24 protein-coding genes are annotated in these 26835 nt (G+C 40.3%); 5 read left to right on the plus strand and 19 right to left on the minus strand.

Features of this window, described 5'->3' with window-relative positions:
• The first annotated feature begins 35 nt into the window (after positions 1-35).
• Positions 36-800 carry a monofunctional biosynthetic peptidoglycan transglycosylase gene (gene mtgA / locus D7322_RS17270; protein WP_121125507.1) on the plus strand — a complete coding sequence of 255 codons (765 nt, stop codon included), beginning with the start codon at positions 36-38 and terminating at the stop codon, positions 798-800.
• A gap of 165 nt (positions 801-965) precedes the next feature.
• On the opposite strand, the gene D7322_RS17275 is transcribed toward mtgA, so the two are convergent.
• From D7322_RS17275 to D7322_RS17350, 16 genes are all read right to left on the minus strand, one after another.
• Positions 966-1421, minus strand: a complete 456-nt coding sequence (locus D7322_RS17275; protein ID WP_121125508.1) for an ABC transporter ATPase — start codon at positions 1419-1421, stop codon at positions 966-968.
• Between the two features lie 27 nt (positions 1422-1448).
• Positions 1449-1994, minus strand: a complete 546-nt coding sequence (locus D7322_RS17280; RefSeq protein ID WP_121125509.1) for a DUF420 domain-containing protein — start codon at positions 1992-1994, stop codon at positions 1449-1451.
• A gap of 13 nt (positions 1995-2007) precedes the next feature.
• A complete protein-coding gene (locus tag D7322_RS17285) occupies positions 2008-2736 on the minus strand; it encodes an SCO family protein (RefSeq protein WP_121125510.1) in 729 nt (242 codons plus the stop codon).
• A gap of 13 nt (positions 2737-2749) precedes the next feature.
• A complete protein-coding gene (locus tag D7322_RS17290; protein WP_120261492.1) occupies positions 2750-3127 on the minus strand; it encodes a cytochrome C oxidase subunit IV family protein in 378 nt (125 codons plus the stop codon).
• A 27-nt stretch (positions 3128-3154) separates the two neighbouring features.
• A complete protein-coding gene (locus D7322_RS17295; RefSeq protein WP_121125511.1) occupies positions 3155-3889 on the minus strand; it encodes a cytochrome c oxidase subunit 3 in 735 nt (244 codons plus the stop codon).
• Between the two features lie 9 nt (positions 3890-3898).
• Positions 3899-4480, minus strand: a complete 582-nt coding sequence (locus D7322_RS17300; RefSeq protein ID WP_121125512.1) for a cytochrome c oxidase subunit 3 — start codon at positions 4478-4480, stop codon at positions 3899-3901.
• Positions 4480-5385 carry a heme o synthase gene (cyoE, locus tag D7322_RS17305; protein ID WP_120261489.1) on the minus strand — a complete coding sequence of 302 codons (906 nt, stop codon included), beginning with the start codon at positions 5383-5385 and terminating at the stop codon, positions 4480-4482. The genes D7322_RS17300 and cyoE overlap by 1 nt, the downstream gene beginning before the upstream one ends.
• Before the next feature lie 73 nt (positions 5386-5458).
• On the minus strand, positions 5459-6502 hold the full coding sequence (locus tag D7322_RS17310) for a COX15/CtaA family protein (protein ID WP_121125513.1): 1044 nt from the start codon (positions 6500-6502) through the stop codon (positions 5459-5461).
• 80 nt (positions 6503-6582) lie between these two features.
• The gene (locus tag D7322_RS17315) at positions 6583-8454 is read right to left on the minus strand and encodes a cytochrome c oxidase subunit I (protein WP_183078738.1); all 1872 of its coding nucleotides are present in this window, start codon (positions 8452-8454) and stop codon (positions 6583-6585) included.
• 28 nt (positions 8455-8482) lie between these two features.
• Positions 8483-9820 carry a cytochrome c oxidase subunit II gene (locus D7322_RS17320; protein WP_121125514.1) on the minus strand — a complete coding sequence of 446 codons (1338 nt, stop codon included), beginning with the start codon at positions 9818-9820 and terminating at the stop codon, positions 8483-8485.
• 43 nt (positions 9821-9863) lie between these two features.
• Positions 9864-11099 carry a quinol:cytochrome C oxidoreductase gene (locus D7322_RS17325; protein ID WP_121125515.1) on the minus strand — a complete coding sequence of 412 codons (1236 nt, stop codon included), beginning with the start codon at positions 11097-11099 and terminating at the stop codon, positions 9864-9866.
• Between the two features lie 19 nt (positions 11100-11118).
• Positions 11119-11634, minus strand: a complete 516-nt coding sequence (locus tag D7322_RS17330; protein WP_317125734.1) for a c-type cytochrome — start codon at positions 11632-11634, stop codon at positions 11119-11121.
• A gap of 106 nt (positions 11635-11740) precedes the next feature.
• On the minus strand, positions 11741-12277 hold the full coding sequence (locus D7322_RS17335) for a DUF3341 domain-containing protein (protein WP_104385006.1): 537 nt from the start codon (positions 12275-12277) through the stop codon (positions 11741-11743).
• A 6-nt stretch (positions 12278-12283) separates the two neighbouring features.
• Positions 12284-13768, minus strand: coding sequence for an NrfD/PsrC family molybdoenzyme membrane anchor subunit (nrfD, locus tag D7322_RS17340; protein ID WP_077437920.1), 1485 nt, complete (start codon positions 13766-13768; stop codon positions 12284-12286).
• Between the two features lie 29 nt (positions 13769-13797).
• Positions 13798-16812, minus strand: a complete 3015-nt coding sequence (locus tag D7322_RS17345; protein ID WP_121125517.1) for a TAT-variant-translocated molybdopterin oxidoreductase — start codon at positions 16810-16812, stop codon at positions 13798-13800.
• A gap of 37 nt (positions 16813-16849) precedes the next feature.
• Positions 16850-18112 (minus strand): cytochrome c3 family protein, encoded by a 1263-nt coding sequence (locus tag D7322_RS17350; protein ID WP_121125518.1) that lies wholly within the window; start codon positions 18110-18112, stop codon positions 16850-16852.
• A gap of 338 nt (positions 18113-18450) precedes the next feature.
• Between D7322_RS17350 and D7322_RS17355 the strand changes: the two genes are divergently transcribed.
• Positions 18451-18921, plus strand: coding sequence for a methionine-R-sulfoxide reductase (locus D7322_RS17355; protein ID WP_121125519.1), 471 nt, complete (start codon positions 18451-18453; stop codon positions 18919-18921).
• Here the strand turns inward: D7322_RS17355 and D7322_RS17360 are convergent.
• Positions 18911-19921 carry a LacI family DNA-binding transcriptional regulator gene (locus D7322_RS17360; RefSeq protein WP_121125520.1) on the minus strand — a complete coding sequence of 337 codons (1011 nt, stop codon included), beginning with the start codon at positions 19919-19921 and terminating at the stop codon, positions 18911-18913. The two genes, D7322_RS17355 and D7322_RS17360, sit on opposite strands and share 11 nt — an antisense overlap.
• A gap of 143 nt (positions 19922-20064) precedes the next feature.
• Here D7322_RS17360 and D7322_RS17365 point away from each other — a divergent pair, with 143 nt between their 5' ends.
• Together D7322_RS17365 and D7322_RS17370 are read left to right on the plus strand one after the other, a co-directional pair.
• Entirely contained in the window at positions 20065-22347 is a 2283-nt protein-coding gene (locus D7322_RS17365) for a GH92 family glycosyl hydrolase (protein WP_121125521.1), read from the plus strand.
• A 76-nt stretch (positions 22348-22423) separates the two neighbouring features.
• Positions 22424-22750 (plus strand): DUF493 domain-containing protein, encoded by a 327-nt coding sequence (locus D7322_RS17370; protein ID WP_121125522.1) that lies wholly within the window; start codon positions 22424-22426, stop codon positions 22748-22750.
• A 37-nt stretch (positions 22751-22787) separates the two neighbouring features.
• Here D7322_RS17370 and D7322_RS17375 read toward each other — a convergent pair whose 3' ends face one another.
• Together D7322_RS17375 and pnp are read right to left on the minus strand one after the other, a co-directional pair.
• Positions 22788-23243 carry a hypothetical protein gene (locus D7322_RS17375; protein ID WP_121125523.1) on the minus strand — a complete coding sequence of 152 codons (456 nt, stop codon included), beginning with the start codon at positions 23241-23243 and terminating at the stop codon, positions 22788-22790.
• A gap of 89 nt (positions 23244-23332) precedes the next feature.
• Complete coding sequence (gene pnp / locus D7322_RS17380; protein ID WP_121125524.1) at positions 23333-25519, minus strand: polyribonucleotide nucleotidyltransferase; 2187 nt, start codon at positions 25517-25519, stop codon at positions 23333-23335.
• Positions 25520-26134: 615 nt separating this feature from the next.
• Here pnp and D7322_RS17385 point away from each other — a divergent pair.
• Positions 26135-26794 carry a DUF6266 family protein gene (locus D7322_RS17385; protein WP_121125525.1) on the plus strand — a complete coding sequence of 220 codons (660 nt, stop codon included), beginning with the start codon at positions 26135-26137 and terminating at the stop codon, positions 26792-26794.
• The last annotated feature ends 41 nt before the right edge of the window (positions 26795-26835 follow it).

Raw genomic sequence — 26835 nt, forward strand, 5'->3', positions numbered from 1 at the left:
TTTTGATGTTATGTTTGCACAAATTTTGTAATGATATGGCCATCAAGAGATCTGGTAAGCAAAATACAGCCAGTAAACAAAAAAATACCTTTAAGAAAGCTTCCTTCAATCCGTTGAAGTCTATCAAATCACCTATTCTCCGTATCACAAGCAGAGTAGTTCTTTATTTTATCGGTATTAGTCTTTTTTGGGTAATTAGCTTGCGGTTCATTAATCCCCCCATTACCTGGCTGATGATTCAACGTGGGTTTGAACTTAAGGAACAGGGGAAGGGGTTTAAACTGAAAAAAAACTGGTTGAGTTACGACGAACTTTCGGACAATTTAAAATTAGCGGCCATTGCAGGGGAAGATGCCCATTTTATGACCCACTGGGGTTTTGACCTTAAAGGTATTCAAAATGCCATCAAGAAAAATGCACAGGGTAAAAAGCTCCGTGGCGGAAGTACAATCAGTCAGCAGGTCGCTAAGAACGTCTTTCTATGGCCAGGTCGTTCTTGGTTAAGAAAAGGATTTGAAACCTACTTCACAGTACTCATTGAAACCTTCTGGAGTAAAAAACGTATTCTTGAAGTCTATCTCAATGTCATTGAAATGGGGCAGGGAGTTTATGGAGCAGATGCAGCTGCTGAATACTACTTTAGCAAAACCGGAAGCAATCTGTCCAAAAAACAAGCGGCATTAATTATCGCAATCCTGCCAAATCCCCGCGAATGGGACGCACGTAATCCTTCTTCTTATGTCAACAGAAGAGCAAACGCCATTGCAAAGTACATGCATCATTATACCATTCCGGAATAGTTAAGCCTGCATTGAATATTAGCGTTAAAGATGGAGATTTCATTGATTTGACGCAGCGGATGGAATACCGATCACTTCATTTATCTTATGATTCATTGCTATCTCGTGACAACATAAAAAAAACGCCATTTTAGGAATGGCGTTTTTAAATACATGTTATTTTCGTTATGCAAATAATCTCTTATGCCAGCTTTCTTTAAAAGGAATTACCCAGGCACTATCCAACTGATAATCGTAAGTGATCGTATTATCAAACACAAGTGTATTGTCATCTATTTCGCCGTTAGCCAAAAGTTTCTCAAAACCCGAACGGTTGACCACAGCCACACCATTCGCTGATTTATAGGCAAACTGCATACGGTCGAAGAGCTGAACATGGTATTTTTCCTCTATGCCTTTCAAAAAACGAACGGAACTGTCCACGGAGCAGCCAGAGGCGGCAGCGATATCCTCATCAACCTTTAGAATGATAAAAAGATTGTCACGCAATTCAGCAGAAGCAGATAAAGGCTTTCCATGCACCTTCCACTGCTCAGCAAAGGTGGTTAATTCAGCTGCAATTTGCTGTCCTTCATCGCCCGACAGGACACGATCAGCCTGGTAAATCCAAATACGTTTCATAAGCAAACTCCTTTTCCTTTTGTTAAATTAACCTATATAATAAGGCGAAATCATTAAATACACGATAACACCGGTCACAGCAACATAAAGCCACATGGGATAAGTAATCCGTGCTAGCTTTTTATGGCGCGCATAAGAGCCCGAAATACCTCTTACGAAAGTAAAAAGCACAAAGGGAATGATAATGATCGACAAAAGAATATGTGTGATCAGTATAAAGAAATAAATAGGCCTCCAAATTCCCTCACCCCCATATTTTGTCTCTATGGATGTCATGTGGTAAGCAACATACATCGCCAAAAAAGCCAGAGAACAAGCGATACAACATTTTATCAAACGTTCATGCAAAGTTTTGTTTCCTTTTTTGATAGCAGCAACTGCCCAAAATAACAGTATTGCGGTAATGCCATTGATCGTCGCATAAATAGGTGGCAAAAACGTCAATGGCTTTACATCGTAACCTAACTTTTGTAAATTCACCGTAAACAGGATCGCTACTACTATTGGAATCACAATAGACAATAGCCAGATCCATTTGCTATACTTTTTCTCTTTGATCAGACTCTCTTCCATAATGCTAACTAATCTATCTCTTTTGTTCTATTGTTGCCGGACGGTTTCGGATTTCCTCCACCAACAACAGTTTAATTTCGTCCTCCAGACGATCCACATCTGTTTTTACATTGATGTCGTATATCCCACGAATACGTCCCTTCGTATCAAGTAAAAGATAATTCGAACCAATAATAAACGGTTTGCTATTATCCGTATTTACCAACGCATCCTGCAATAGACTCTCTTTCGCAAATTTAAAGATATCAACGGTTGGATCTGTCACAAAAAACCAAGATTTAGTCCAGGGTTTGTAAACTTTTACGTATTTCGCCAATACTTCAGGTGTATCATAACTTGTGTCTACTGTGATCGAATACAGTTTTACCTTTTTGTTCTGAATAAAACGGTTGGCAATCTGATCCAACTTTTTCACCATGGTACGTGACAACGAAGCATCCCTTGAATACATCAGATGCACGACCGATAGCGTTGTATCACTGCCCATTAAGCGTACAGGCTTACCATCGTAGTTCACAAAATCTACCGGTGGCACTGTATGATAAATGGTATCGGGAATATCCCGCCCCCATTTACGGTGTGTCGTCCCCGGAACTTCCTTCTGACCAAATATCGGTAGGGAAGCGTAGCTATTGGAACCGCTTTTATGTAGTATAAAATATAAAAATCCCGGCAATAAAAGAATTACTGCCAGGATCAATATAGTTTTAATACCTTTCTTTTGTCCAGTATTATTATCCATTATTCACTTTTATCTATTTATTTGGAAACAATTGATGCTCTTGAAACGCACCCGCCAAGAAACCTCCCTCAACTAACATCAGAACGATAAAATAAATAATAAAAATAAAGACTATTGCTACGGTAACGATGAAGCTCGATTTCTCAAATTTCAAGTGCATAAAGAATGCAACAATATAATATGCTTTAACCAATGTTAAAACAATGTAAATTGTATTTACCAATGCACCTTTGGCTAAAATTTGCCAGTGGTGAACAAAACCTAATGCAATTAAGAACTCTAGACAAGTAAGCGCCAAAAGTACGCCAAATACTCTCCAGATGGCTTTCTTATCCATCCCACCTTCGTGAGCATGCTCTCCGTGAGCGATATTATCTTGATATTGTGACATAGCGATCTAAAATTATTAATTCAGTGATTAGATTAAGTAGAAGAATGTAAATACGAATACCCACACCAAATCCACAAAGTGCCAATATAAACCTACTTTTTCAATCATTAGGTAAGAACCACGATTTTCGAATGTGTTATTTAAGGTCATACAAAGAACGATGATATTCAAAATAATACCTACTGTAACGTGGAAACCGTGGAAACCTGTAATCGTAAAGAACAAGTTTGCGAATTGCAATGCCGATGTATAGGAAATATCGTGTGTAAAGTATGGCAATAATGCGGTCTTAATTGCATCACCTTCTAAACCAGTCGCTGGGTTTTTACCAAACCAGAATCCCATGTGGTGTAAGTGAGTCCACTCGATAGCCTGACAGCCAACGAAACAGATACCACCTAAAATCGTCCACAACATCCACTTTACAACCTCATTTTTTTGATTGCGGTGTCCAGCTTCTACAGCCAATACCATTGTCACTGAAGACATAATCAAAATAAAGGTCATCAAACCTACGAATACCAAAGGTTGACCATGCTCCGCAATACCCGGGATAGATTGGAAAATCTTATCAGGATCAGGCCATGTTGGGTGAGAAAAGCGTTGTGCGCCGTAATAAACCAAAAATGCAGAAAATGTGAAGGCATCCCCTACCAAGAAAAACCACATCATGATTTTTCCATACTCTAAGTTCCAAGGTGATTTTCCACCATTCCATGGACCAGTTTTTACCTTATCCAATTGCGATACTGTTGTACTCATTGTTTACTATTATTGATTCAAAAGTAAGAAAACATATATATAAATCCATAAAAGATCGAGAAAATGCCAAAAAATACTGGCAAGATCCATGCGGAAGAGATTGCCGTCCTTAGAAAGCTTATTCGCCCCTATAATCGCGCCAATCAAAACGATCAACCCCGCAATAATATGCGCCAAGTGCATTCCCGTAAAAATGTAGATAAAGGATTGAGACGCATTGTTATTCACAAAATAAACGCCTCGCTCAGTTAACACATTCCAAGCATGTACCTGTAATGCAAAAAACACGATACCCAAAACGAAAGTCACCATTAATAATAACTTCTGTTTGGATGAATCACCATTTTTAGCAGCTTTATGCGCTAAAAATATCGTAAGACTGCTCACCACGATCACGATTGTGCTATACACAAACGTATCTGGCAGTAAGGTCTTGATCCCTTTGTCCACCCCACTTGCTGTATAAACAATGAAACCACTGGATAACGCAGCAAACATCATGAACATACCCAACATACCCAACCAAAGGTTGAATTTCTGAGCTTTTCTCTGTACTAACTTCTCGTCAGTTTGTGCTTGTATATCTAACATTATTTCAAAGGAATAAAGTTAAGCAATAATACGAGTTGTGTAACAGGTAAATAGATGAACGATGTAAACATAACTTTCTTTGCCGAAGGAATATCACAATTCTTAAAAAGCAAATAGCCATAATAACCAAACATCAATCCACCGATCACCGACACTATCGTAAACCAAATTCCACCAAAGCCAAAATAATAAGGTATAAATCCAGCAGGAATCATTAACAACCCTGTAATGAATACCATAAAGGCCGATATCTTATCACGTTTTGTAGTTGGTAACAATCTAAAACCAGCCAATTTATAGTCATCATCCACAACCCAAGCGATTGCCCAGAAATGCGGAAACTGCCATAAAAACTGAATCGCGAACAACACAAAGGGAATAATAATAATTGCGGCTTCGTTGTGTCCACTGTAATAGGCCAGATCATCCTGTGAAAAGGCAGCATAATAACCAATTAATGGTGGAAATGCGCCAGGGAATGCACCTACAAACACGGCTATTGGTGATTTTCTTTTTAAAGGTGTATAGATGAATGCATAAAGTAGGATACAAAAAACCGAAAGTAGGCCAGCGACAAAATTTAAGCGAACCAATACCAAGGTGCCCAAGATGCCCATAAAGACACTCATTACCAAAGCTTGACCTGTTGTCATCCGACCAGAAGGTAGCGGTCTATCCTCTGTACGTTTCATCAACTTATCCAGATCTTTTTCGATGATTTCGTTAAAACCATTGGCAGAACCTGTTACCAGAAAACCACCCACAGTCAACAATAACCAATTGACCCAGAAAATTTCACCCTGTTGTTTTGATCCTATCAGAAAAGCAATTGAGGCGGAGAATACCACCGTCAACGTAAGTCTTAACTTAACGAGCTTTTTAAAATCTGAAATAAATTCTTTCATAATTAAAAGAGACCTCCTACTACCAGTGTATTCAAACACATAGTTTTTAACATAAACATCTCGAATTTCAAAATTAATGCCTTTGCTTATTTAACAGTAACAACAGGTAAAATTGAGCACCAAATAAAAGTGTCCCAACCACCAAGTGCGTTGTCTGTGCAAATGCAGGTATTGCAAATCGAGCTAAGATAATTCCTGATAGCATTTGGATACCCACGAGGATCAAAGTGATTAAAGCAAATTTCAATTGCTTAGATCCCGTATTGAAACTTGTGCGGACCAAAAAGAATAATACAATAACTAAAATCAAAGAACAATACGCCAACCATCGATGTATTTCAAATTGTTGGCCAATAGCTGTTATAAAATCGGCACGGGCAATGTTAGAGCCGGTCAACAGATCAACTTCCTCCCGAACCCCCGTTCCAACGATCACCTGCGTCAACATCAACAAAATGGAAATCAACGCAAGACCTTTTATTATGCCTAAAGAACGATTAACCAATATAGTCTTGTCGCGTAACGTAACTGCTTTAAAGTAGGTATATATACTGATACAAACAATTACAAGCGCCAAGAGCATATGTACCGTGATAATCCAGGGCATCAAATTGGTGGATACAACGATCGAACCCAACCAGGCCTGAATGACCACAACAAAAAGATTAACCACTGACCAAACAACGATCGAACTTTTTGATTTTATATATGTGAAAGAATAAACTGCAGTAAACAATAAACAGAATCCAGAAATAACGCCTACCAAGCGATTGATATACTCCGTCCAGGTTTTTGCGACATTAAACTCTTCATGTTGCAAAATACTTTTGTCTGTCCGGAGCTTGTAAGCCATTTCCTTATCACCAAAAAATTCCACAATCTTGGCGAAACGTTCATTCTTCTTTGCTCTCCCTTCAATATAATGTTGTTCGTATCCCTGTGGTAATTGGGAAATATCAGTGGGTGGAATAATACGGTTAAAACATTTTGGCCAATCTGGGCATCCCATGCCTGAACCTGTACTCCGCACAACGCCTCCAGCAATAATGACCATAAACAATACGATAATCGTAATAAAATTGGTCTTTATAAATCGCTTTTCAGCTGCTGGAAACATAATACAACCCCTACCTCTTAAAATACAAACTTGTATAAAATAGAGTAGGTACCAGCCCTACTCTATTCGATTAAATCTTATTAGTCTTTTCTACCATTTTGAGCATTCCATTCTGCCTGGATACGCTCAGCTTCCTCATCTCCTTCAAAATCATGAGGCAAATTCGAGCTCATCGTTTCAGAGAAGGGAACATCTTGAGGAATGAAATCCTCACCATGACCTGGCTTACTGTAATCGTAAGGCCAACGGTGTACGGTTGGAATTTCTCCCGGCCAGTTACCATGAATATGTTCTACCGGAGTAGTCCATTCCAAGGTATTCGATTGCCAAGGATTTTGTGACGCTTTCTTACCGAAGAAGATCGAGTAAAAGAAGTTCCATAAAAATGCAACCTGTCCCAAAGCAGCGATAATCGCAGCCCAAGTAACCAATTGATTCACAGAAACCCATTTTGCCATGAAAGCAAACTCCGTAAATGCATAGTAACGACGCGGTACACCATCAATACCCATAAAGTGCATTGGGAAGAATACCAGGTAAGCACCGATAAAAGTCAACCAAAAGTGCAAATAACCTAATTTCGTGTTCATCATACGACCAAACATTTTCGGATACCAGTGGTAAACACCACAAAGCATACCGAAGATGGAAGCAGATCCCATGACCAAGTGGAAGTGGGCTACAACGAAATACGTATCGTGCAGGTTGATATCCAATGCCGCGTTACCCAAGAACAATCCTGTCAAACCACCGGAGATAAAGAAAGATACCAAACCGATAGCAAACATCATTGCTGGCGTAAAGCGGATATTACCTTTCCATAACGTAGCCAAGTAGTTAAATGCCTTAACAGCGGAAGGAACGGCGATAATCAACGTTGTGATCATAAATACACCACCCAAGAACGGGTTCATACCTGTCACAAACATATGGTGACCCCATACGATAAATGACAACACGGTAATACCGATCAAGGAGTAAACCATGGCGTGGTAACCGAAAATTGGTTTACGTGAGTTCGTTGCGATAACCTCAGAAGTCAAACCTAAAGCAGGCATGACAACGATATATACCTCAGGGTGACCCAAGAACCAGAATAAGTGCTGGAACAAGATTGGGGAACCACCTTCGTTAGGTAAAATCTGTCCTTGTACAACCAAGTCAGACAAGTAGAATGACGTACCAGCGGCACGGTCAAAAATCAAAAGAACCACTGCAGATACCAATACCGGGAATGACAACATACCCACGATTGCAGTTAAGAAAAACGCCCAGATTGTCAATGGCATTTTCCATAGATCCATACCTTTTGTACGCATGTTCAAAATCGTACTCACGTAGTTGATACCACCGATCAACTGCGAAGCAACGAATAGAACCATACTCACCAACCACAAGGTCATACCTGTCGCAGATCCAGCGATCGCAGTTGGTACAGCCGACAATGGCGGATAGATTGTCCAACCAGCAGAAGCAGGACCGCTCTCTACAAAGAAAGAAGCGATCATGATTACTGATGCAATGAAGAACAACCAGTAGGATAACATATTCATAAAAGGCGACGCCATATCGCGCGCGCCGATCTGATATGGAATTAATAAGTTACTGAATGTACCCGATAGACCCGCTGTCAACACGAAGAATACCATGATGGTACCGTGGATGGTCACCAAGGAAAGGAAAAAATCTGCCTTAATACGGCCACCTTCAGCCCATTTGCCCAAGAATACTTCTAATATAGGGAAATCTTTATCCGGCCATGCTAATTGGATACGGAATAATACTGATAAAAGCATCGCAAAAACTGCCATGATGATACCAGTGATCAAGAATTGCTTGGCAATCATCTTGTGGTCACCAGAAAAGATATACTTTCTGATGAATGATTCCTCGTGATGATGTCCGTGCGAATCGTGATGTTCAGCGCTATGCGATATTACTGTACTTGACATATTCGATTTTATATTCAAAAATTCTTAATTAGTTCAAAGATGCTGTAACCTGTACGCTATCCTTTTTTACGTTAGCCGTCTTACCGCTGAATTCCTTTTGAAGATCTTCGGTAAAATATTTATTTTGTTTAGCTAACCACTCTTTATATTGTGCCTCTGTAACAACAACCACTTTCTTTTGCATGTTGTAGTGACCGGATCCACAGATCTTGTTACATAACATCACAAAATCATAGTTGTAGTCTCCCAAACGATCACGCATTTCTTCTGTAGTTACAGTAGGGGTGAATTGGAAGTAATTAGTCATTCCCGGTACCGCATTGATCTGAACACGGAAATCTGGAATAAAGAAAGAGTGAATAATATCTTTTGAAACGATATGGAAACGAACTGGTTTGTTTACTGGTAACCAGATTTCAGAACCTTGAATATCATCCCATGAATTTTTATCATTAAAATCGATACCGTAAGGATTTGTCGGTGTCGTCATTTTGTAATTACGTTTACCAATAACGCCGTCTGTACCAGGGTAACGTACTTGCCATTGAAACTGCTCACCTAACACCTCAACCTGCAAAGCAGATTTTTGAAGATCTTCAGGGATATTGGTAATTGATCTCCATGTAAAGAAACCGAACAGTACCAATACGGTCAAAACCACAGCAGGAACAATTGTCCAAAGTTTCTCGATCGCATTGTTATGCGGGTAGTAGTACGCTTGACGTTTTGCACGCATGCGGTACAAGAATGTAAAAGTCATCAACAAAATATGTGTAATAACCAATACAAATGTTGTAATTGCCGTTGTGATGATAAACATGGTATCAATACGTTCACCATGTTCTGTCACCGCAGACCGCCAATATGCGGCGCCCCAATGTACGTATGACCAGTAGACACCGTAAAGAAATACAACCAAGAAGATAAACAACAATGCCGATTGGAATGTGTTATTCGCAAATGGATTGTATCGACCGTTCATTTTCCGTGTCAATTCGTAGATCGAAAGTACCTTGCCAATAACAGCAATGACTGTACAAATGACCAAGAACAATAACACATAGTATGTGAAGTTTTTATAAACCTGAGGGTCTATTTGCTTCACTTCTTCAACAGCAGGAGCAGCTGCACTAGCCTCTGTCGTCGAGCTAGCAGATGCAACAGCAGCAGTACCTGCTGCCGCTGTTGTATCTTTTGCAACCGAATCCGTTGCTGCAGGGGCAGCTACCGCTGTAGTCGCCACTTTAGCAGAATCAGATGCTACTGTATCTTGTTGACTTGCAAGAATAGGATTTGCAAAAAGCAGCCCTAGTGCAAGCACAAAACCCGAGATGGATTTGAATCTATTATTTAATTTAAAGCTCATTTCTTTTATAACGTTTTTACGTAACCTTCCTTTAAAAGTGAAACTATATCTGGTGATGTAAACTCTCATCCAAGAAAGGATGATTTTTAGGCACCAAGGCTTGTTTGCTTAATTTACTCATCACTAAAAAGATGAACAAACCTAAGAAACCAAGTGCAGTTCCGATTTCAATGATACCAAATCCTCTATGTTCAGCAACAGTACCGGGCATAACCATGATATAATAATCAAGCCAGTGACCTGCCAACAATAGAATCGCTACGAACAACATAACATTTTGTTTACGTTTAGCATCGCGATCTACCAATATAAGCAATGGAGACACAAAGTTAATGATAATACTCAACCAAAACCAAGGTTTGTATTCAGGCTCCCAACGTTTGTAGAAATAAACTGTTTCCTCAGGAATGTTTGAATACCAGATCAACATGAATTGTGCAAACCAAACATAGGTCCAGAAGATGGAGAAACCGAACATCAATTTACCCAAATCATGTAAATGATTTTCGTTTACCCAGTTCATATAGCCCGCTTTTTTCAAGACAACAACAATGATGGTAATGCAACAGATACCACTCACCCACATTGCTGCGAAGTTATACCATCCGAACATCGTTGAAAACCAGTGTGCCTCTAGAGACATAATCGTATCGAATGCCCAAATTGGTGTTGTAAATCCAAAGATAACCAAGAAGATTGCAGACAATTTGAATGACTTTTTGTAAGAAGCCAAACCGCCTTCTAAATCCTCTTTGTATGAAAGCTTAGCAAGGATAACAGCAAAAATGCTATATACTCCTAAAAAGATAACTTGACGAGATAAAAAGAAAGGTACATTCAAGTATGCAGACTTTCCTTCAATAATAGGGTCATAGTTTGGGCTATTGTGATCCAACAAACCTTCGCCATGCCAATGGTGGTAAAGATTATGCGTAGATAAACCCAATCCAACAATAACCACTAACAAGAGTGCTGCGATAGGCAGGGTGCTTGCCATAGCTTGAGGTATACGTACCAGACCTGCAGACCATGCAGATTGTGTTACATATTGCAAAGCAACGAAGAATGCTCCAGCTGCGCATACACATGTAAAGTAATAACCCATCAATAACAAGTTGGCGTATGTACGCTCTACAGTAACGTGATCGCCCGAAAGCAACCCGATAGCTACAGCAGCTACGCCTAGTACAACAGCGATAATACTGTACAATTTAGCTTTGCCAGCAAACTCGTATCGCTCGTTGAAATTATAATCGTGATGATGACTGTGAGTTCCCATTTATATATCTGATGTTAGATTATTTCTTTTGTAATTCGTGAACATACATAACAACTTTCCATCTCTCTTCTGGAGACAATTGCGATGCATGTGATCCCATGGAGTTATGTCCATAATAAATCGTATGGTAGATTTTACCATCCGTCAAGTCAGCCATGAAACCACCTCTTGAAGAGTTCGCCTTATCCGTTCTATGGTAAGATGGTGGCGGCGGAAAGTTCTCTAATTGACGGGTACCTCTAGAATCAGTTACACTACGATCTTTCGTCAGCGGTCCATCCCCTTTACCTTCTGGTCCGTGACATACCGAACAGTAAGTGGTGAACAATGCTTTTCCTTTTTCAAGGTTTTCTGCATTGACAACCAAAGGATTTTTAACTTCCCGTCCCGCACGTTCGTACTCCTCTAATGTATTGGCATACTCGAAACGAGTGAATCCAACTGGATCGGTACCCTTTGGCGGAGTTTGCGCTGTTTTTCCATCAGCAAAATTCGCGTTAGGTTGATCCGGATTGAACGCAAGCGGATCGTACATGTTACGGGAAAATTCCAAACCTGTACTACGAGTTGTTTTATCACCACAAGAAGAAACGAGTGCTGTTAATGCTACAGCTGCGCATACAGTTCCAAGTAAATTCTTCTTATTCATAGCTAACATATTTTCTATCATTGTACTTAACTTCAACAGCACCTGCTTCTTTCAATAAACTATCGATCAAAGCGTGGTCTGCATTTTCTTTGGCATCTACTGCAAGGATGAAACGATCATCAGTTGCGCGCAAGTCCATCACACGTGGTGCACGTCCCGGGAATAGGTGGTTACGGAAGAAAAATGTAGCAACCATACCCAAAGCACACAATAAGATGGTAACCTCAAATGTTACAGGAACAAAGTTTGGCATTGCAAAAGATGGTTTACCACCAATATTCATTGGCCAATCGTATACCATAGTATAATACAACAAACTAAAACCTAATGTCGTTCCCAATGCTCCAAAGCAAAATGCTGCGATAGGCAAGCGAGAAGGTTTCACACCTAACTTCGCTTCGATGCCGTGGATAGGCATCGGAGTAAAGCAGTCATAAATACTTATATTGTTTGCTTGCAATTTGTCGATCCCATGCATCATGTCATCCGGATCCGCAAAACTACCTAATATATATTTTGTATTGCTCATTGCTGATTATTTTCTAACTGATAATTCTTTAATCTCTTCTTCTGTCACTGAATCATATTTTTCCAATGATTCTTGGAAGTACTCCACTTGCTCTGCAGGGAAAGCACCTTCTTGAGCCAATTTAGTTTTATGTTGTAATGACGATGATTTCAACAACAATTTAACTTCGGCAATTGCGATACCTGGCAAGAAACGTAAGAACAACAAGAATAACGTAAAGAATAATCCAATTGAACCTACAAAGATACCTACGTCTGTCCAAGTTGGGTAGAACATTGCCCACGATGAAGGCAAGTAATCACGGTGCAATGAAGTCACGATAATTACGAAACGCTCAAACCACATACCGATATTTACTACAATGGATAGAATCCATGAGATCGGAATACTTGTACGGATTTTTTTGAACCAGAATAATTGCGGAGAAATTACGTTACAAGTCATCATTGACCAGTAAGCCCAAGCGTATGGACCCAACATACGGTTCTCGAAAGCATACATTTCGTATTCTGAACGAGAGTACATTGCAATAAACAACTCTGTTAAGTAAGCCACACCCACGATAGAACCTGTCGTCATGATGATGATATTCATCGATTCAATGTGGAACATCGTGATGTAGTTCTCAAAGTTCATTACTTTACGTAAGATCAACAATAAGGTCTGTACCATCGCGAAACCTGAGAAGATCGCACCTGCCACGAAATATGGCGGGAAGATCGTCGTGTGCCATCCAGGGATAACCGAAGTTGCAAAGTCCATGGATACGATGGTGTGTACAGAAAGTACCAGTGGAGTTGAAATACCTGCCAAGATCAAGGACACGATTTCAAAACGTTGCCAAGTCTTCACAGAACCATTCCAACCGAATGATAATACAGAATAAATCTTTTGTTTTAATCCAGTAGCACGGTCACGGATAGTCGCGATATCCGGCAACAAACCACAGTACCAGAATACCAAGGATACTGTGAAGTATGTTGAGATCGCAAACGCATCCCATACCAATGGAGAGTTGAAGTTTACCCAAAGTGATCCAAATTGATTTGGAAGTGGGAAAATCCAATATGCCAACCAAGGACGCCCCATGTGAGCGACAACGTATGTAGCCGCACAGATTACCGCAAAGATCGTCATCGCCTCTGCGGAACGGTTGATGGAATTACGCCAGTTCTGACGGAAAATTAATAATACGGCCGAAATCAACGTACCGGCGTGACCGATACCAACCCACCATACGAAGTCGGTGATATCCCAAGCCCAGCCTACAGTTTTATTCAGACCCCAAGCGCCGATACCTGTCCAAAAGGTATAACTAACGCTAACTACCCATAATAAAGCTCCCAATACAGCAACGGTAAAACCAATCCACCATGCTTTATTTGGTTTATTTTCAACCGGTAGTAAGATATCATCCGTAATTTTTGCATACGTGATGTCTTTACCGGTCATTAATGGTTCTCTTAATATTGATTCGTTATGCGATGACATAGTATTTTTATTTCAAATATTGTACAAGATTACGCCTCAAAAGTGTTTCTAACTTTTGTCATATAACCGATACCCGGTTGAACATTGATTTCCTCAAGTACGTAATAAACACGCTCGTTGCGCAATGCTTTGGATACTTCTGATTCTGGATCGTTAGCGTCACCGAAGATGATTGCATTTGCCGAACATGCTTGTTGACAAGCCATTTGGATATCACCATCTTTCACTTTGCGGTTTTCAATCTTAGCCTGCAATTTACCTGCTTGGATACGTTGGATACACATTGAACATTTTTCCATTACCCCACGTGAACGAGTGACCACATCTGGATTCAAGACCAATTGTGTGAACTCATTGTTCAAGTAGTTGTCAAAACGTGAATCATTCCAGTATGCGAACCAGTTGAAACGACGAACTTTGAACGGACAGTTGTTCGCACAGTAACGTGTACCAAAACAACGGTTATATGCCATATGGTTCAAACCTTCTGAAGAGTGTACTGTTGCCAATACTGGACAAACCGTTTCACAAGGAGCGTGACCACAGTGCTGACACAACATCGGTTGGTGAACAACAGTGATATCTTCGAAATCCAATTCAGCTGAAGCTTTCGCAATCTCTTTCTCTTTTGTCAGATCTTTCTCTTTGCCTTCGATTGTATAGTAACGATCGATACGTAACCAGTGCATCTCACGACGACGACGAACCTCATCACGACCTACAACAGGGATGTTATTCTCCACGTTACATGCTACGATACAAGCACCACAACCTGTACAAGCGTTCAAGTCGATTGCCATCACCCATTTGTGGCCCGGTTGCTCATATTTATTCCACAGATCGTACGTTTTGTGATTATCTGTAAAACGTCCTGCCTCAGAGTTAGGATCTTTCAAATATTTTGCAAATGTCGTCTCACGAATCACGTTACGACCTTCGATCGTGTGGTGTGTTTGTGTTTGTGCCAATTGGTAAGTTCCGGAAGCTTTCGCTACAGTTGCTTTTGCAATGCCTTGAACTGTACCGTTGATGATAGATGCGAATGGGAATGCGTTTTTACCAACTTCATTACCTGCTTTACCAACTTTAGTTCGACCGTAGCCTACTGCAACTGAAACCGTTCCTTGTGCTTGACCTGGTTGTTGTACAACCGGCAATTCCAATTCAACACCATTTGCTTTTACTGTTACTTTACCATCTTCACCCAAGCCTAGTTTTTCAGCATCTTTAGGGTTTAGGGCTGCATAATTGTCCCAAGTTACTTTAGATACTGGGTCTGGCAATTCCTGTAAGTAAGCATTGTTTGCATAACGACCATCGCGAAGAGCAGCAGGTTCGTAAAGTTTCAATTCAAACTCGCCAGTGATTGCTTTGCTAGAAGCTTCGATTGCAGCAGCGGCAGCAGCAGCATTTCCTGTAAATGCAGGAGCAGTTGAAGCTTTGGCACCTTTATATTCAAAACCAGTTTGCAATACAGCATCCCAGTTTTTCGTAGAACCAGCTAAGATTTGTGTAGACCACAAGTTCTTAACAAAGTTGTACATATCTGTTGTGTTTCCTGCCCAAGTCAACAAGCTTTGTTCAGCTTGACGTGTTTGGAAAACAGGATTGATTGTCGGTTGAACGATTGAATATAAACCTTCTTTCGGATTAGCATCACCCCAAGACTCCAAGAAAGTACTTGCGGGAGCAATCGCTGTCAATTCCGACGCAGTTTCATCAGCACGTTGTGCGAATGATAAAGTGAAAGGAATCTGTTTCAATACAGCTTTGACATCCTCTGCTTTGAAGTAGTCATAAACAGGGTTGCTGTTCAAGAAGAACGCTACACCTACCTGACCAGCTTTTGCAGCAGCTAAGAAAGCTTGGAAAGAAGAATCCGAACCTTGGTATTGTTTCGAATAGTTATCTAAATCAATGATTGTACCGTAAGCACCCAATGCAACGTTGATCGCGTTGACCAATACCTGAACATTCACATCGTTTGAACCGGCAACAACTACGGCAGCACCTTTGCTGTTGACCAATTCTTTTGCCGCTAGGGCTACACCTTTTTGTGCTTTTTTGTTTGCAGTCGCGCCAGCCAATGATTGACCAGTGATTGCATTATATAAAGCGATCAACGTAGCACCTTCTTCCGAAGGTTTGATCGCAATACGCGCATCCGCATTTGTACCCGTCATCGAAAGACCGGACTCAAATTGTACGTGACGTGACATTTTTCCATTTTTCAATGATTTGTAGTCACGGTTTTTAGCGTATTGTTGTGTATGTTCTTCACCTGCCAACCAAGTTCCCAAGAAATCAGCAGCAACTGAAACGATTACATTTGCTTTATCAAAATTGTATGAAGGAACTACAGCTTTACCAAAAGAAGCTTTATTTGCTTCGATAATACCGCTGTAAGAAACAGCGTCGTATTGTACGTGGTTAACTGTAGGGAATTTCGTTGCGAAAGCAGCGATAGCTGCCAAAGTTGAAGGACTGTTTACGGTATTCGAAACGATCGTGATTTGTTTGCCAGAAGATGCAGCAGCAGTCAATGCTTTAACAACTTCCCCATCCAATTTAGACCACTCTACATCTTGACCTTTCAATTGTGCTTGCTTCAATTTAGACTCATCATATAAATCTAATACAGAAGCAGCGGTCGTTGAATCCAAACCTTGGTTCAAACCAATCGCATTCGGATTAGGCTCAACATTGATCGGACGACCTTCACGCGTTTTAACCAAGATACTCTGACCATTGAATGTCGAAGCATAGTAGTTAGGTATACCTGGAGTTATTTCTTCAGGCTTAATCAAGTAAGGAACTGCCTTATGCACAGGAGTACGGTTACAAGCCGCTAAAGAAACAGCACCCAAACCAAAACCTAATGCTTTCAAGAAGTCACGGCGAGGAGTTTTAGTACTCAAGCCAGCTTCGTTTAATACATCTTCTACAGGAATAGATTCGGCAAACTCACCCTTGCTTCCCTCAACGAAAGCAGGAGTTTGATTTAACTCTTCCAAACCTTTCCAATATTTTTTATTGCTATCCATTTAAGCTGTATATAAGATTGCGTATTTCAAATAATTATTAATAGTGACATTTACCACACTCAAGACCACCGATCATGGCTGCAGTCATTTTCTCACCTTTCTTAATTCTTTCGTGTGCCTTGATCAGATCTTCATAATATTTATTATCCGATTTGATATCTGTCTTTTTGTGACAGTCCACACACCATTTCATGGTCAATGGAGAATATTGGTATACTTCTTCCATATTTTGGATCGGTCCGTGACAAGTCTGACACTCTACTCCAGCAACCACAACGTGTTGTGAGTGATTGAAGTAAGCGAAATCAGGCAAGTTGTGGATACGAACCCATTGAATTGGCTTCGGATTGTTACCATAAGTACGTGTCTCAGGATTCCAATCTAACGCACGGTAGATCTTCGCGATTTCTGGTGAGATTTCACCATCGTAATGCTCTGATGCAGTGATTGTATTGTGACAGTTCATACATACATTGGCCGATGGAATAGACGCATTTTTAGATTTAAATGCACCACCGTGACAATATTGACACTCAATTTTATTTACACCTGCGTGGATTTGGTGTGAGAACTTGATTGGCTGAACAGGCTTGTAACCTTCGTGGACACCTACGTTCCACATCGTCTTCCAACCACCTACTGCCAAGAGAGCAACAAGCATCAACACGGTAAATCCAACCAATTTTTTGTTTTTAACGAATGCTTTCGCAAACTTCACAAAACGTTGATTGTCTTCAGGTTCTTGTTGCGCTGCAATAGCTTCCTGATTTTTAGCAATTACATTTTCTAAGGTACGGATCACACGGTTCAACACCACGATCACAACAACTGCCAAAACAACAACCGCGATCAAGCCCAAGATCATGAACATAGATGCATTGTCATCTTTTGCTGCTGCGCCATCTTTAGTAGGATCTTTCGGTTTCTCTACAGAGGCATCTTTGATAAACGCGATTACCGATTTAATCTGATCATCAGATAAATCCGTAAAAGAAGTCATCACAGACTTGTTGTACTCTTCAAAGATTTTAACCGCTTCGGCATCACCAGAAGCAATTAGAGCTTGAGAGTTGCGGATCCATTTAATCAACCATTCTTCAGATTTTGTATCTGGAACTCCTTTCAACGCAGGACCAACTACTTTTCTGTCAATGGCGTGACAGGATGTACACTTAGATTTGAAGATTTTTTCACCTTCCTTGACATCTTGCGCATGCAACGTCGTAACGGCAAATAATAGCATCAAACTCGTTGACACCACCCTCGCAAGGCTTCCCAAAACGGATGAGATAGTTCTCATATTTAGCACTTTATACTATTTATTTGTGAATGTAAAAAATTAACTCCCATGGTTAAAGGAGCCACTACCCCCCTAACAATGCCACAAAAGTATGATTTATTAATAAATCGCTGACAATTTTGTGACCTTTAATATCAATTTATAATCATTCTAAACAATTGCCTTTAAACCACCGTGAAATCACTATTATAGTAAAAAGTAGCTCTTTCGCTACAACTTTTCATTACGTCGTTCAATCAAATATAAGACATTACTATGACAATTTAAAATACCTGAATATCAAGATCATTCCGGACTAAAAAAAACATTTTCCATATTAATTTCGTAACTTTATAGGTATGAAAGCGCTATTATATAGCTACTGTATCTGTTTGTTCCTCATAGGCTATTCCTGTCAGGGGCAGCAGAACATTAAACAGACTACGAAAATGGAAACGAATAAAAAATACAACCCGTTAAGCAAAGAAGAGGAATATGTGATTGTGCATAAAGGGACGGAACGTCCTTTTACGGGTGCACTTTTGGATAACAAAGCGAAAGGAACTTACATTTGTCGACGTTGCGATAGTCCACTGTACCGTTCGGAGTCAAAATTTGAATCTGGTTGTGGCTGGCCGAGCTTTGATGATGAGATCCCTGAAGCAATCACGCGGATCACAGATGCAGATGGACGCCGCACAGAAATTCTCTGTACTAAATGCGGTGCGCATTTGGGGCATGTTTTTCTTGGAGAAGGTTTCACGGCAAAAAACACGCGCCATTGCGTCAATTCTATTTCAATGAAATTTGTAGCGAATACTACAAAGTAGCCTTTGCTTTCGTTGACTCACGAATTTTCAATTCACAAGGCAACACGAGCTTACGTGTTGCTTTTATTTTTCCCTGTAATCGAAGTAAAAGTATATTGATCAGATTTTCTGCGATCTCCTTGATCGGCTGTGAAACAACAGTGATGGATGGCTCCAGTAATTTAAATACAGTATGATCATCGAAGGCGATCATCGCAGGCATGGCAAAATTATATTTCTTCGAAGCCTTTAATCCCGAAATCGCCAGATAATTGGTCGAGAATAAAACAGCATCCAGACGGTTTTCACAAATAAAATCTTTTAATGACTCCATTGCTTCGTCATCCGAAGCATCCATTTGCACCTTCTGTATAAAACTTTGCTGTTTGTTATTATCCATTGCTTTCAGGTAACCGTCTGAGCGTTCTTTCATCTGCGTCTGGTCAGAATATAAGGACACAAAGCCAATACGTTTATACCCTTGCTGACACAGATGATTGGTGGCATCAAAGGCCCCCTGAAAGTTGTCAGCCCCTACATAATCTGTTTCCAGGTTCGGAAAATAGCGGTCAAAGAGCACAACGGGTATATTACTTTGCTGCAGTTGCTTAACAGTATCTTCCAAGCCATCTGATGGGGTAATAATAAAGCCATCGACCTGACGGTCGTAAAACATCTGAATTAACTCCCTCGCCTTGTCCACATCGTTATTTGTGCTACAATAGATAATGCGGTATCCCTGCTCGTAAACCTTGCTTTCGATCAGACGTGCGATATTACCGAAAAATGGATTCGAGATGTCTTCGATAATCAAACCCAATATCTTGGTTTTTCCGGTACGCAAGCTTTTCGCCAATTCATTTGGCTTATACCCTACTTTCTTGACATAATCCAATACGCGCTTGGTCAACGCCTCGCTGATACGCTTCTCTTTTGCCTTGTCATTCAAAATAAAGGATACTGTAGTTACAGAAATTCCCAACGCCTTTGCGATATCACTGATCAGAATACGTTTCTTCATGTAGAGTAGGTTTGTTTAGTTTTTATTTCGAAGATTACTAAAGTAAAAAATTTAACGACAATTTACTAAAATAATAATAAAATTGCGCTAAAAGGTTTTATTTACTAATTTTAGGCAGTTTCAAATACCCGAACACAAAACCTATGATAGGAAATAAACTCATCACAACAGTGTTGGGCACGCTAATTTTACCATTTTGCGTTCAAGCTCAGCAAAATTTAACACAATATGTCAATCCATTTATTGGATCAGCAGATCACGGGCACGTGTTTGTCGGAGCCAATGTACCTTTAGGTGCAGTACAGCTTGGCCCAACGCAGATCCCACAGATCTGGGACAAATTCAATGGCTGGGATTGGTGCAGCGGCTACAATTACAAAAGTCAGGAAATACTGGGTTTCACCCACACCCACCTGAGCGGAACAGGTATAGGTGACCTCAATGATCTGATGATCGTTCCGGCCAATGGCAAACTGCAATTAACCCCAGCAGAATTCAATAAGATGAATACAGGTTATGGTTCATCTTTCAAAAAAGAAAATGAAGTCGCTAAACCCGGGTTCTACAGTGTGTATCTGGATGACTATAACGTTCAGGCGAATCTAACAGCAACAGAAAGAGTTGGTTATCACCAATACCAATACGAAAAAACAGACAATGCCCATATTTTAGTAGATCTGGGGTATCACATCAATTGGGATAAACCAACTGATACCTATATCAAACAGGTCAATGATTCTACATTCGTTGGTTATCGTTTTTCCACCGGTTGGGCCAGTGACCAAAAGCTATACTTTGCTATAAAAACTTCTCAGCCTATCCAAAAGGTTAGATTCTTTGATGGCAAAGACGAAAAATTCGGTCAGACAACCTTCAAAGGACAAGCCATCAAAGCAGCGCTTTTCTTTGATGCAGCTAAAAACAAGAACATTGAACTGAAAGTCGGTATTTCACCCGTCAGCTCTACCAATGCCTTAAATAATATCAATGCGGAGATTCCAGGCTGGAATTTTGAAAAAGTAAAGCAAGAAGCCGATCAACGTTGGAATAAAACCTTAAACAAAATCCAGTTTGAAGCAGATAAGGATACAAAAACAATCTTCTATACCGCTTTATACCATACCTATTTCGCCCCTACAATTTTCAACGATGCAAACGGTGATTATTTGGGTACGGATAAGCAAGTTTATGAAAAGCAAGATTTTGTAAATCATACCGTATTCTCCCTATGGGATACCTATCGTGGGCTTCATCCACTGATGACCATCCTTGAGGACCGCAAAATCAATCAGGATTTTATCAAAACCATGCTTGCGATCTATCAACAACAAGGGAAGTTACCGATGTGGCATCTGCAGGGAAATGAGACCAATACCATGGTCGGCCTGCCAGCTATTCCAGTGATCGCCGATGCATTCTTAAAAGGAATCATTGACGAGAAAGATTATCCTTTGGTATGGGAAGCTGTCAAGACCACAGCAATGGGTAATGATCACGGCCTAAAATACGCACGTGACCTGACTTATATCCCTATTGACAGCATGCCGAATGAATCGGTCGCTTGGGGACTGGAATATGCTATCGCTGATTTTGGTGCTTATAAAATAGCAGAGAAACTCGGTAAAAACGAAGAGGCTGCCTATTTCAAAAAACGCTATAAACTTTACGAACAATACTTCGACAAAGAAGTTGGCCACTTTGTCGGCAAAAAAGTTAATGGCGACTTCCGCCGTCCCTTTGATCCGCTAATGGCCAAGCACCGTGAGAATGATTACTGTGAAGGAAACGCATGGCAATATACCTGGTTGGTACCACAAGATGTGACAGGCTTGATCAGTCTTTTTGGTGGCGAACAACAATTTTTGAAGAAACTGGATTACTTCACAACCATGTCCTCGGATTTGGGCGGCGAAGCCTCACCAGATATCTCGGGACTAATCGGCCAATACGCACAGGGTAATGAGCCCAACCATCATATTCCTTACCTATATGCTTATGCGGGACAGCCATGGAAGGGCGCAGCCTTAGCACGTAAAGCAATGACTGAGTTTTACACAAACACACCAGCAGGACTCTGTGGTAACGATGACGTCGGCCAGATGAGCGCATGGTACGTGTTCTCCGCGATGGGATTCTATCCGTTGAATGCGATGAGCGGTGTTTATGTATTTGGCTCGCCGATGATGGAACAGGCCAACATTAATTTGCCAAATGGCAAAACCCTAGCAATAACGGTGAAAAACCAAGGCAAAGCAAACCAGTACATCAAATCCATCAAACTGGACGGAAAGCCTTATACAAAGACATTTATCACACATGCACAATTGCTACAGGGTGGTCAGATGGAAATTGAGATGAGCGCTACGCCAAATAAGAACTTTGGAAAGAATAAAGCAGACAGGCCATCAAGTATTGACAATAATTAACTGAAAAATTGTCAGCAAAACATTCGTGGATTAATATTTGTTAACACCTTACTGTATAAATTAAGGAGAACAAAAAATGGCAGATTACAAAAACATCAACATACAAGACATCCCCGACGGAGGTGATAGTCCAAAAGACTTCTATGAAACTTTTAAAGAGAGATTAGAGGACTTGGAAACCTTTCCAAAAGACTATACGTACAAATTTATCTTACCAAAAGATCAAGATCATTTCAATCAGATCCAAAGTGTATTTGATGATACTGATGCACGTTTTGACTTCAAGGATTCCAAAACAGGCAAATACACCTCGATCACGGTTAATGTAAATGTAAAAGATGCAGATCAGGTCATTTACTTCTACAAAGAAGTATCCAAGATAAAAGGCGTTATTATGCTATAAAAACAAAAGAGGCTGTCGAAATGACAGCCTCTTTTGTTTATTGTTCAAGAAGTTCCTGCCTGACCAAATCGCCTTGACCAACCAGTTCTTCCATCCTTACCTTATCAAACAATTCTTTCGGGACTTTGAGCTTCAAAAGATAACATATCGGGCGCCCCGATTGAACCCCCGGACTCCATCTTTTTTGCCTTCTTAGAAAATCAAGTAGAACTCGATCTTCAGAACCACTTTTCCTGCCCAATAGTTCCCCGTTTTTTGTGACGAATACCTCAAATATATGGTCAGCATGTATCGCTTTGTCCAACCGGCCATCCCGCTTAGCTTCTTTTAGATAATTTAGCCAATGGATCTTAAAGTTATCCATCCCGCTCCCCGGTACAAGGAAAATGTCCACGGCGGTATAGATATGGCTTGTATCAGTATTTTTTGATACCTGCGCCACAACCGGCCGATATAATACCGATAAAAACAGAAAACAATATATTCGGATCATAATTAAAGTATAGCACTAAGTTAATCAAATTAAGCCCACAAAAAAAAGCCCGCTACATAGCGGGCTTTTCTATAGTAATTCATATAAGCTTATTCCTGTCCGGCACCAACTACGGGAGCTTCGCCGTTCGGCTTATCTTGTTTTGGTTTATCTTCTTTTGGAGGACGAGGCAATAAAGCTTTACGAGAAAGTTTCATTTTACCTTGTTTGTCAATATCCAATAATTTAACCGTTACTTTATCACCTTCTTTGAAAATACCGTCCATTGTTTCAAGACGCTTCCAGTCGATTTCAGAGATGTGCAATAAACCATCTTTGCCTGGCATAATCTCGACGAATGCGCCAAATGGCATAATTGATTTTACTTTACCTTCGTAAGTTTCACCAATCTCAGGTTTAGAAGCAATCGCTTTGATACGACCTACAGCATCGTCAATTGCGGCTTTATTGTCTGCAAATACCTGAACGACACCTTTGTTATCAACTTCCTCGATAGAGATTGTTGCACCCGTCTCACGTTGCATTTCTTGGATGATCTTACCACCTGGACCAATCACAGCACCAATAAATTCTTTATCGATCAACAACTGAACGATACGAGGTGCATGTGGTTTGTAGTCTTCACGTGGAGCAGAAATGGTTTTCTTCATTTCACCTAAGATATGTAAACGCGCTTCTTTCGCTTGATCCAATGCTTGCGTCAACACCTCCCATTTCAAACCATTGATTTTTAAGTCCATCTGACAAGCAACAATACCTTTTTCAGTACCTGTTACCTTAAAGTCCATATCACCCAAGTGATCTTCATCGCCCAAGATATCCGATAAAATTGCATATTTACCAGTTTTCTCATCAGAGATCAATCCCATTGCGATACCCGATACAGGAGCTTTCAACTTCACACCAGCATCCAAAAGAGCTAATGTACCGGCACATACAGTCGCCATTGAGGATGAACCATTGGATTCCAAAATATCGGAAACCACACGGATTGTATACGGATTTTCGCTATCCGCAGGTAATACTTGTTTCAATGAACGCATCGCGAGGTTACCGTGACCAACTTCACGGCGGCCCGGACCTCTATTTGGTCTTACTTCACCTGTTGAGAACGCAGGGAAGTTATAGTGAAGGATAAATTTATTATAACCGTTGATAAAAGCACCATCAATCATTTGCTCATCGTCTTTAGCACCTAAAGTAACCGAAGTCAATGACTGTGTTTCACCACGTGTGAATACGGCAGAACCGTGTGCTGCTGGTAAGTAATCCACTTCAGACCAGATCGGGCGTACTGTACGTACATCACGGCCATCCAAGCGAATTCCTTCGTCCAAGACTAGGTTACGAACAGCATCATACTGAACATCGTGGAAATATTTTTTGAATAAGAATGCAGTATCATCATCCAATTCCTCTGGCATTGTTGCTCTATATTCCTCAGCGATCTTCGCAAAATTTTCAGAACGCTCATGTTTCGCTGAAGCAGATTTTGCGATAGCATAAACTTTATCATACGTAGCTGCAAATATTGAATCTCTCAATTCAAGGTTTTCAGGCTCGTGGTTATATTCGCGCTTTACAGTTTTACCGACTAGATTCGCCAATTCAACCTGTGCTGCGATTTGTTTTTTGATCGCTTCATGAGCAAAAGCAATTGCTTCAACCATTTCAGCTTCGGAAATTTCTTTTGCTTCACCTTCCACCATACCGATATCCTGTGCAGAGCCGGCAACGATAAATTCTAAAGTTGCATTTTCAAGTTCAGATAATTTTGGATTGATAACCAATTGACCATCAATTTTTGCTACACGAACTTCTGAAATAGGACCGTTAAAAGGAATATCAGAAACTGCAATAGCAGCGGAAGCCGCCAGACCTGCTAACGCATCAGGCATAATATCTTTATCCGCAGAGATCAAGCTGATGGCAACTTGTGTATCTGCGTGATAGTTTTCAGGGAATAATGGACGTAGAGCCCGGTCTACCAGACGAGAAATCAATACTTCATAGTCTGATAATCTAGCCTCACGACGTAGGAAGCCCCCCGGAATACGGCCAGTAGCCGCATATTTCTCTTGATAATCTACTGAAAGTGGTAAAAAATCAACACCAGATTTAGCTTCTTTGGCAGAAACGACAGTTGCAAGCAACATCGTATCACCTTGTTTTAATACCACAGCACCATCAGCCTGTTTTGCCAATTTTCCTGTAGACAATTCGATCTGGGTGCCATTACCCATATCGATGGTTGTTTTAATTTCGTTGTAATTCATTTAATCTTATTTTTGACACGCTTTTCATCTTGTTGGCAGCGTGCCTATATTTTAAATACGTTAGATTTCAGCACAAAGGTAAATTAAAATATTAAGATTAATGCAATTAACATCGGGCTAAATATGCAAAGCCAATACTCAGGCCACAGGGAGCTGAAGCATCCGATGACATTCTTTGGAAATCTGCTCTTAAAAAAGCACCTTCGAGTGCCTTTTTTAAGTACTCTTTTTTGAATATTTTCCGAATAACAACGGCCCATCCAGAAAAGATCGGACCTTGGGTGCTTTTAATATATTTAGATCTAACTTATCAAGCCAGAAATTGTGATTTTAAATTTGGACATTTTTGTTACACAAGCCTAGCTCCTTTCCTTTTTCCTCTTTTAATTTTAAAGACAGCACATTATGATCAAATAGGGATCAAATTCTACCTTTTAACATTAATTGTTCAGTGTTTGTTCAGTGATGGTTCAGTGATAACTCAGTATAAACTGAATAATCAATGACTGATTACTGTCTAAAAATTGATTAAAAATTGTGATTAGGTATAATTTGGTATTAGGATGTTTCGGTTTTAATGTCTATCTTGATTATCTATTTTCTAATCAGTTAGTTATGGCAATTATCAAAAATGGCGTTAATGGAACTGTTTCCGGGAAAGCAGGTTCTGTTGTATTTGTGTTGACGAAAACAGGAAATTATGTACGCTCTCTCCCTCGCGTTAAAAAACGGGAGCCCAGTCCTGAACAGCTGCTCAGTAGAACACGCTTCAAAATTGTGAGGTCACATATTAGTATGTTAAATCCGATCATCAAGATAGGCTATAAGGCGTACAGCTATCCAAAGCGGGCATATGATGGTGCGATGTCTTATAATCTGAACGAAGCACTTATGCAGGAAGGAGACGGTTTTGTAGTTGACTGGAAGAAATTTATGGTTGCCAAAGGAAGCCCCAACCCCATCACTTCTTACACGATGGATTTCGATCAAGAAAACGGAGTGCTTCAGGTTACTTGGGAATATGATGCCTATCTGGAGAAGAAGTTTGACACAAGGTCTTACGACTCCTTCTTAGTACTATATAGCGCAGGGGATAATGGAGTTGAATATCCTCTTTTGACGAACGACTCGAAAAACAGCTTAATAGCTGGCAAACAAGATATCGCCATTCCAGAACATAGAAAGGAAGCGACTTATGAAGTGTATATATTTTTTGTAGAGAGCTATGGTGGAGGTAATACAGACAGCCTGCATTTGGGCAAGATAAACGTGTGACTATAGTTATTAATGACACCATCATATAGGTATGATACCTA

It is taken from the genome of Sphingobacterium puteale, assembly GCF_003627955.1.
Taxonomy (GTDB): Bacteria; Bacteroidota; Bacteroidia; order Sphingobacteriales; family Sphingobacteriaceae; genus Sphingobacterium; species Sphingobacterium puteale.

What these genes read in the sequence shown, in the direction of transcription:
- D7322_RS17320 (WP_121125514.1), bottom strand. Translation starts at nt 9,820, where the DNA reads ATGAGCTTTAAATTAAATAATAGATTCAAATCCATCTCGGGTTTTGTG.
- D7322_RS17365 (WP_121125521.1), top strand. Translation starts at nt 20,065, where the DNA reads ATGATAGGAAATAAACTCATCACAACAGTGTTGGGCACGCTAATTTTA.
- D7322_RS17360 (WP_121125520.1), bottom strand. Translation starts at nt 19,921, where the DNA reads ATGAAGAAACGTATTCTGATCAGTGATATCGCAAAGGCGTTGGGAATT.
- D7322_RS17345 (WP_121125517.1), bottom strand. Translation starts at nt 16,812, where the DNA reads ATGGATAGCAATAAAAAATATTGGAAAGGTTTGGAAGAGTTAAATCAA.
- D7322_RS17275 (WP_121125508.1), bottom strand. Translation starts at nt 1,421, where the DNA reads ATGAAACGTATTTGGATTTACCAGGCTGATCGTGTCCTGTCGGGCGAT.
- D7322_RS17315 (WP_183078738.1), bottom strand. Translation starts at nt 8,454, where the DNA reads ATGTCAAGTACAGTAATATCGCATAGCGCTGAACATCACGATTCGCAC.
- D7322_RS17375 (WP_121125523.1), bottom strand. Translation starts at nt 23,243, where the DNA reads ATGATCCGAATATATTGTTTTCTGTTTTTATCGGTATTATATCGGCCG.
- D7322_RS17350 (WP_121125518.1), bottom strand. Translation starts at nt 18,112, where the DNA reads ATGAGAACTATCTCATCCGTTTTGGGAAGCCTTGCGAGGGTGGTGTCA.
- D7322_RS17285 (WP_121125510.1), bottom strand. Translation starts at nt 2,736, where the DNA reads ATGGATAATAATACTGGACAAAAGAAAGGTATTAAAACTATATTGATC.
- D7322_RS17335 (WP_104385006.1), bottom strand. Translation starts at nt 12,277, where the DNA reads ATGAGCAATACAAAATATATATTAGGTAGTTTTGCGGATCCGGATGAC.
- D7322_RS17370 (WP_121125522.1), top strand. Translation starts at nt 22,424, where the DNA reads ATGGCAGATTACAAAAACATCAACATACAAGACATCCCCGACGGAGGT.
- nrfD (WP_077437920.1), bottom strand. Translation starts at nt 13,768, where the DNA reads ATGTCATCGCATAACGAATCAATATTAAGAGAACCATTAATGACCGGT.
- D7322_RS17295 (WP_121125511.1), bottom strand. Translation starts at nt 3,889, where the DNA reads ATGAGTACAACAGTATCGCAATTGGATAAGGTAAAAACTGGTCCATGG.
- D7322_RS17330 (WP_317125734.1), bottom strand. Translation starts at nt 11,634, where the DNA reads ATGTACGATCCGCTTGCGTTCAATCCGGATCAACCTAACGCGAATTTT.
- D7322_RS17290 (WP_120261492.1), bottom strand. Translation starts at nt 3,127, where the DNA reads ATGTCACAATATCAAGATAATATCGCTCACGGAGAGCATGCTCACGAA.
- D7322_RS17385 (WP_121125525.1), top strand. Translation starts at nt 26,135, where the DNA reads ATGGCAATTATCAAAAATGGCGTTAATGGAACTGTTTCCGGGAAAGCA.
- D7322_RS17325 (WP_121125515.1), bottom strand. Translation starts at nt 11,099, where the DNA reads ATGGGAACTCACAGTCATCATCACGATTATAATTTCAACGAGCGATAC.
- D7322_RS17300 (WP_121125512.1), bottom strand. Translation starts at nt 4,480, where the DNA reads ATGTTAGATATACAAGCACAAACTGACGAGAAGTTAGTACAGAGAAAA.
- cyoE (WP_120261489.1), bottom strand. Translation starts at nt 5,385, where the DNA reads ATGAAAGAATTTATTTCAGATTTTAAAAAGCTCGTTAAGTTAAGACTT.
- D7322_RS17355 (WP_121125519.1), top strand. Translation starts at nt 18,451, where the DNA reads ATGAAAGCGCTATTATATAGCTACTGTATCTGTTTGTTCCTCATAGGC.
- D7322_RS17310 (WP_121125513.1), bottom strand. Translation starts at nt 6,502, where the DNA reads ATGTTTCCAGCAGCTGAAAAGCGATTTATAAAGACCAATTTTATTACG.
- pnp (WP_121125524.1), bottom strand. Translation starts at nt 25,519, where the DNA reads ATGAATTACAACGAAATTAAAACAACCATCGATATGGGTAATGGCACC.
- D7322_RS17280 (WP_121125509.1), bottom strand. Translation starts at nt 1,994, where the DNA reads ATGGAAGAGAGTCTGATCAAAGAGAAAAAGTATAGCAAATGGATCTGG.
- mtgA (WP_121125507.1), top strand. Translation starts at nt 36, where the DNA reads ATGGCCATCAAGAGATCTGGTAAGCAAAATACAGCCAGTAAACAAAAA.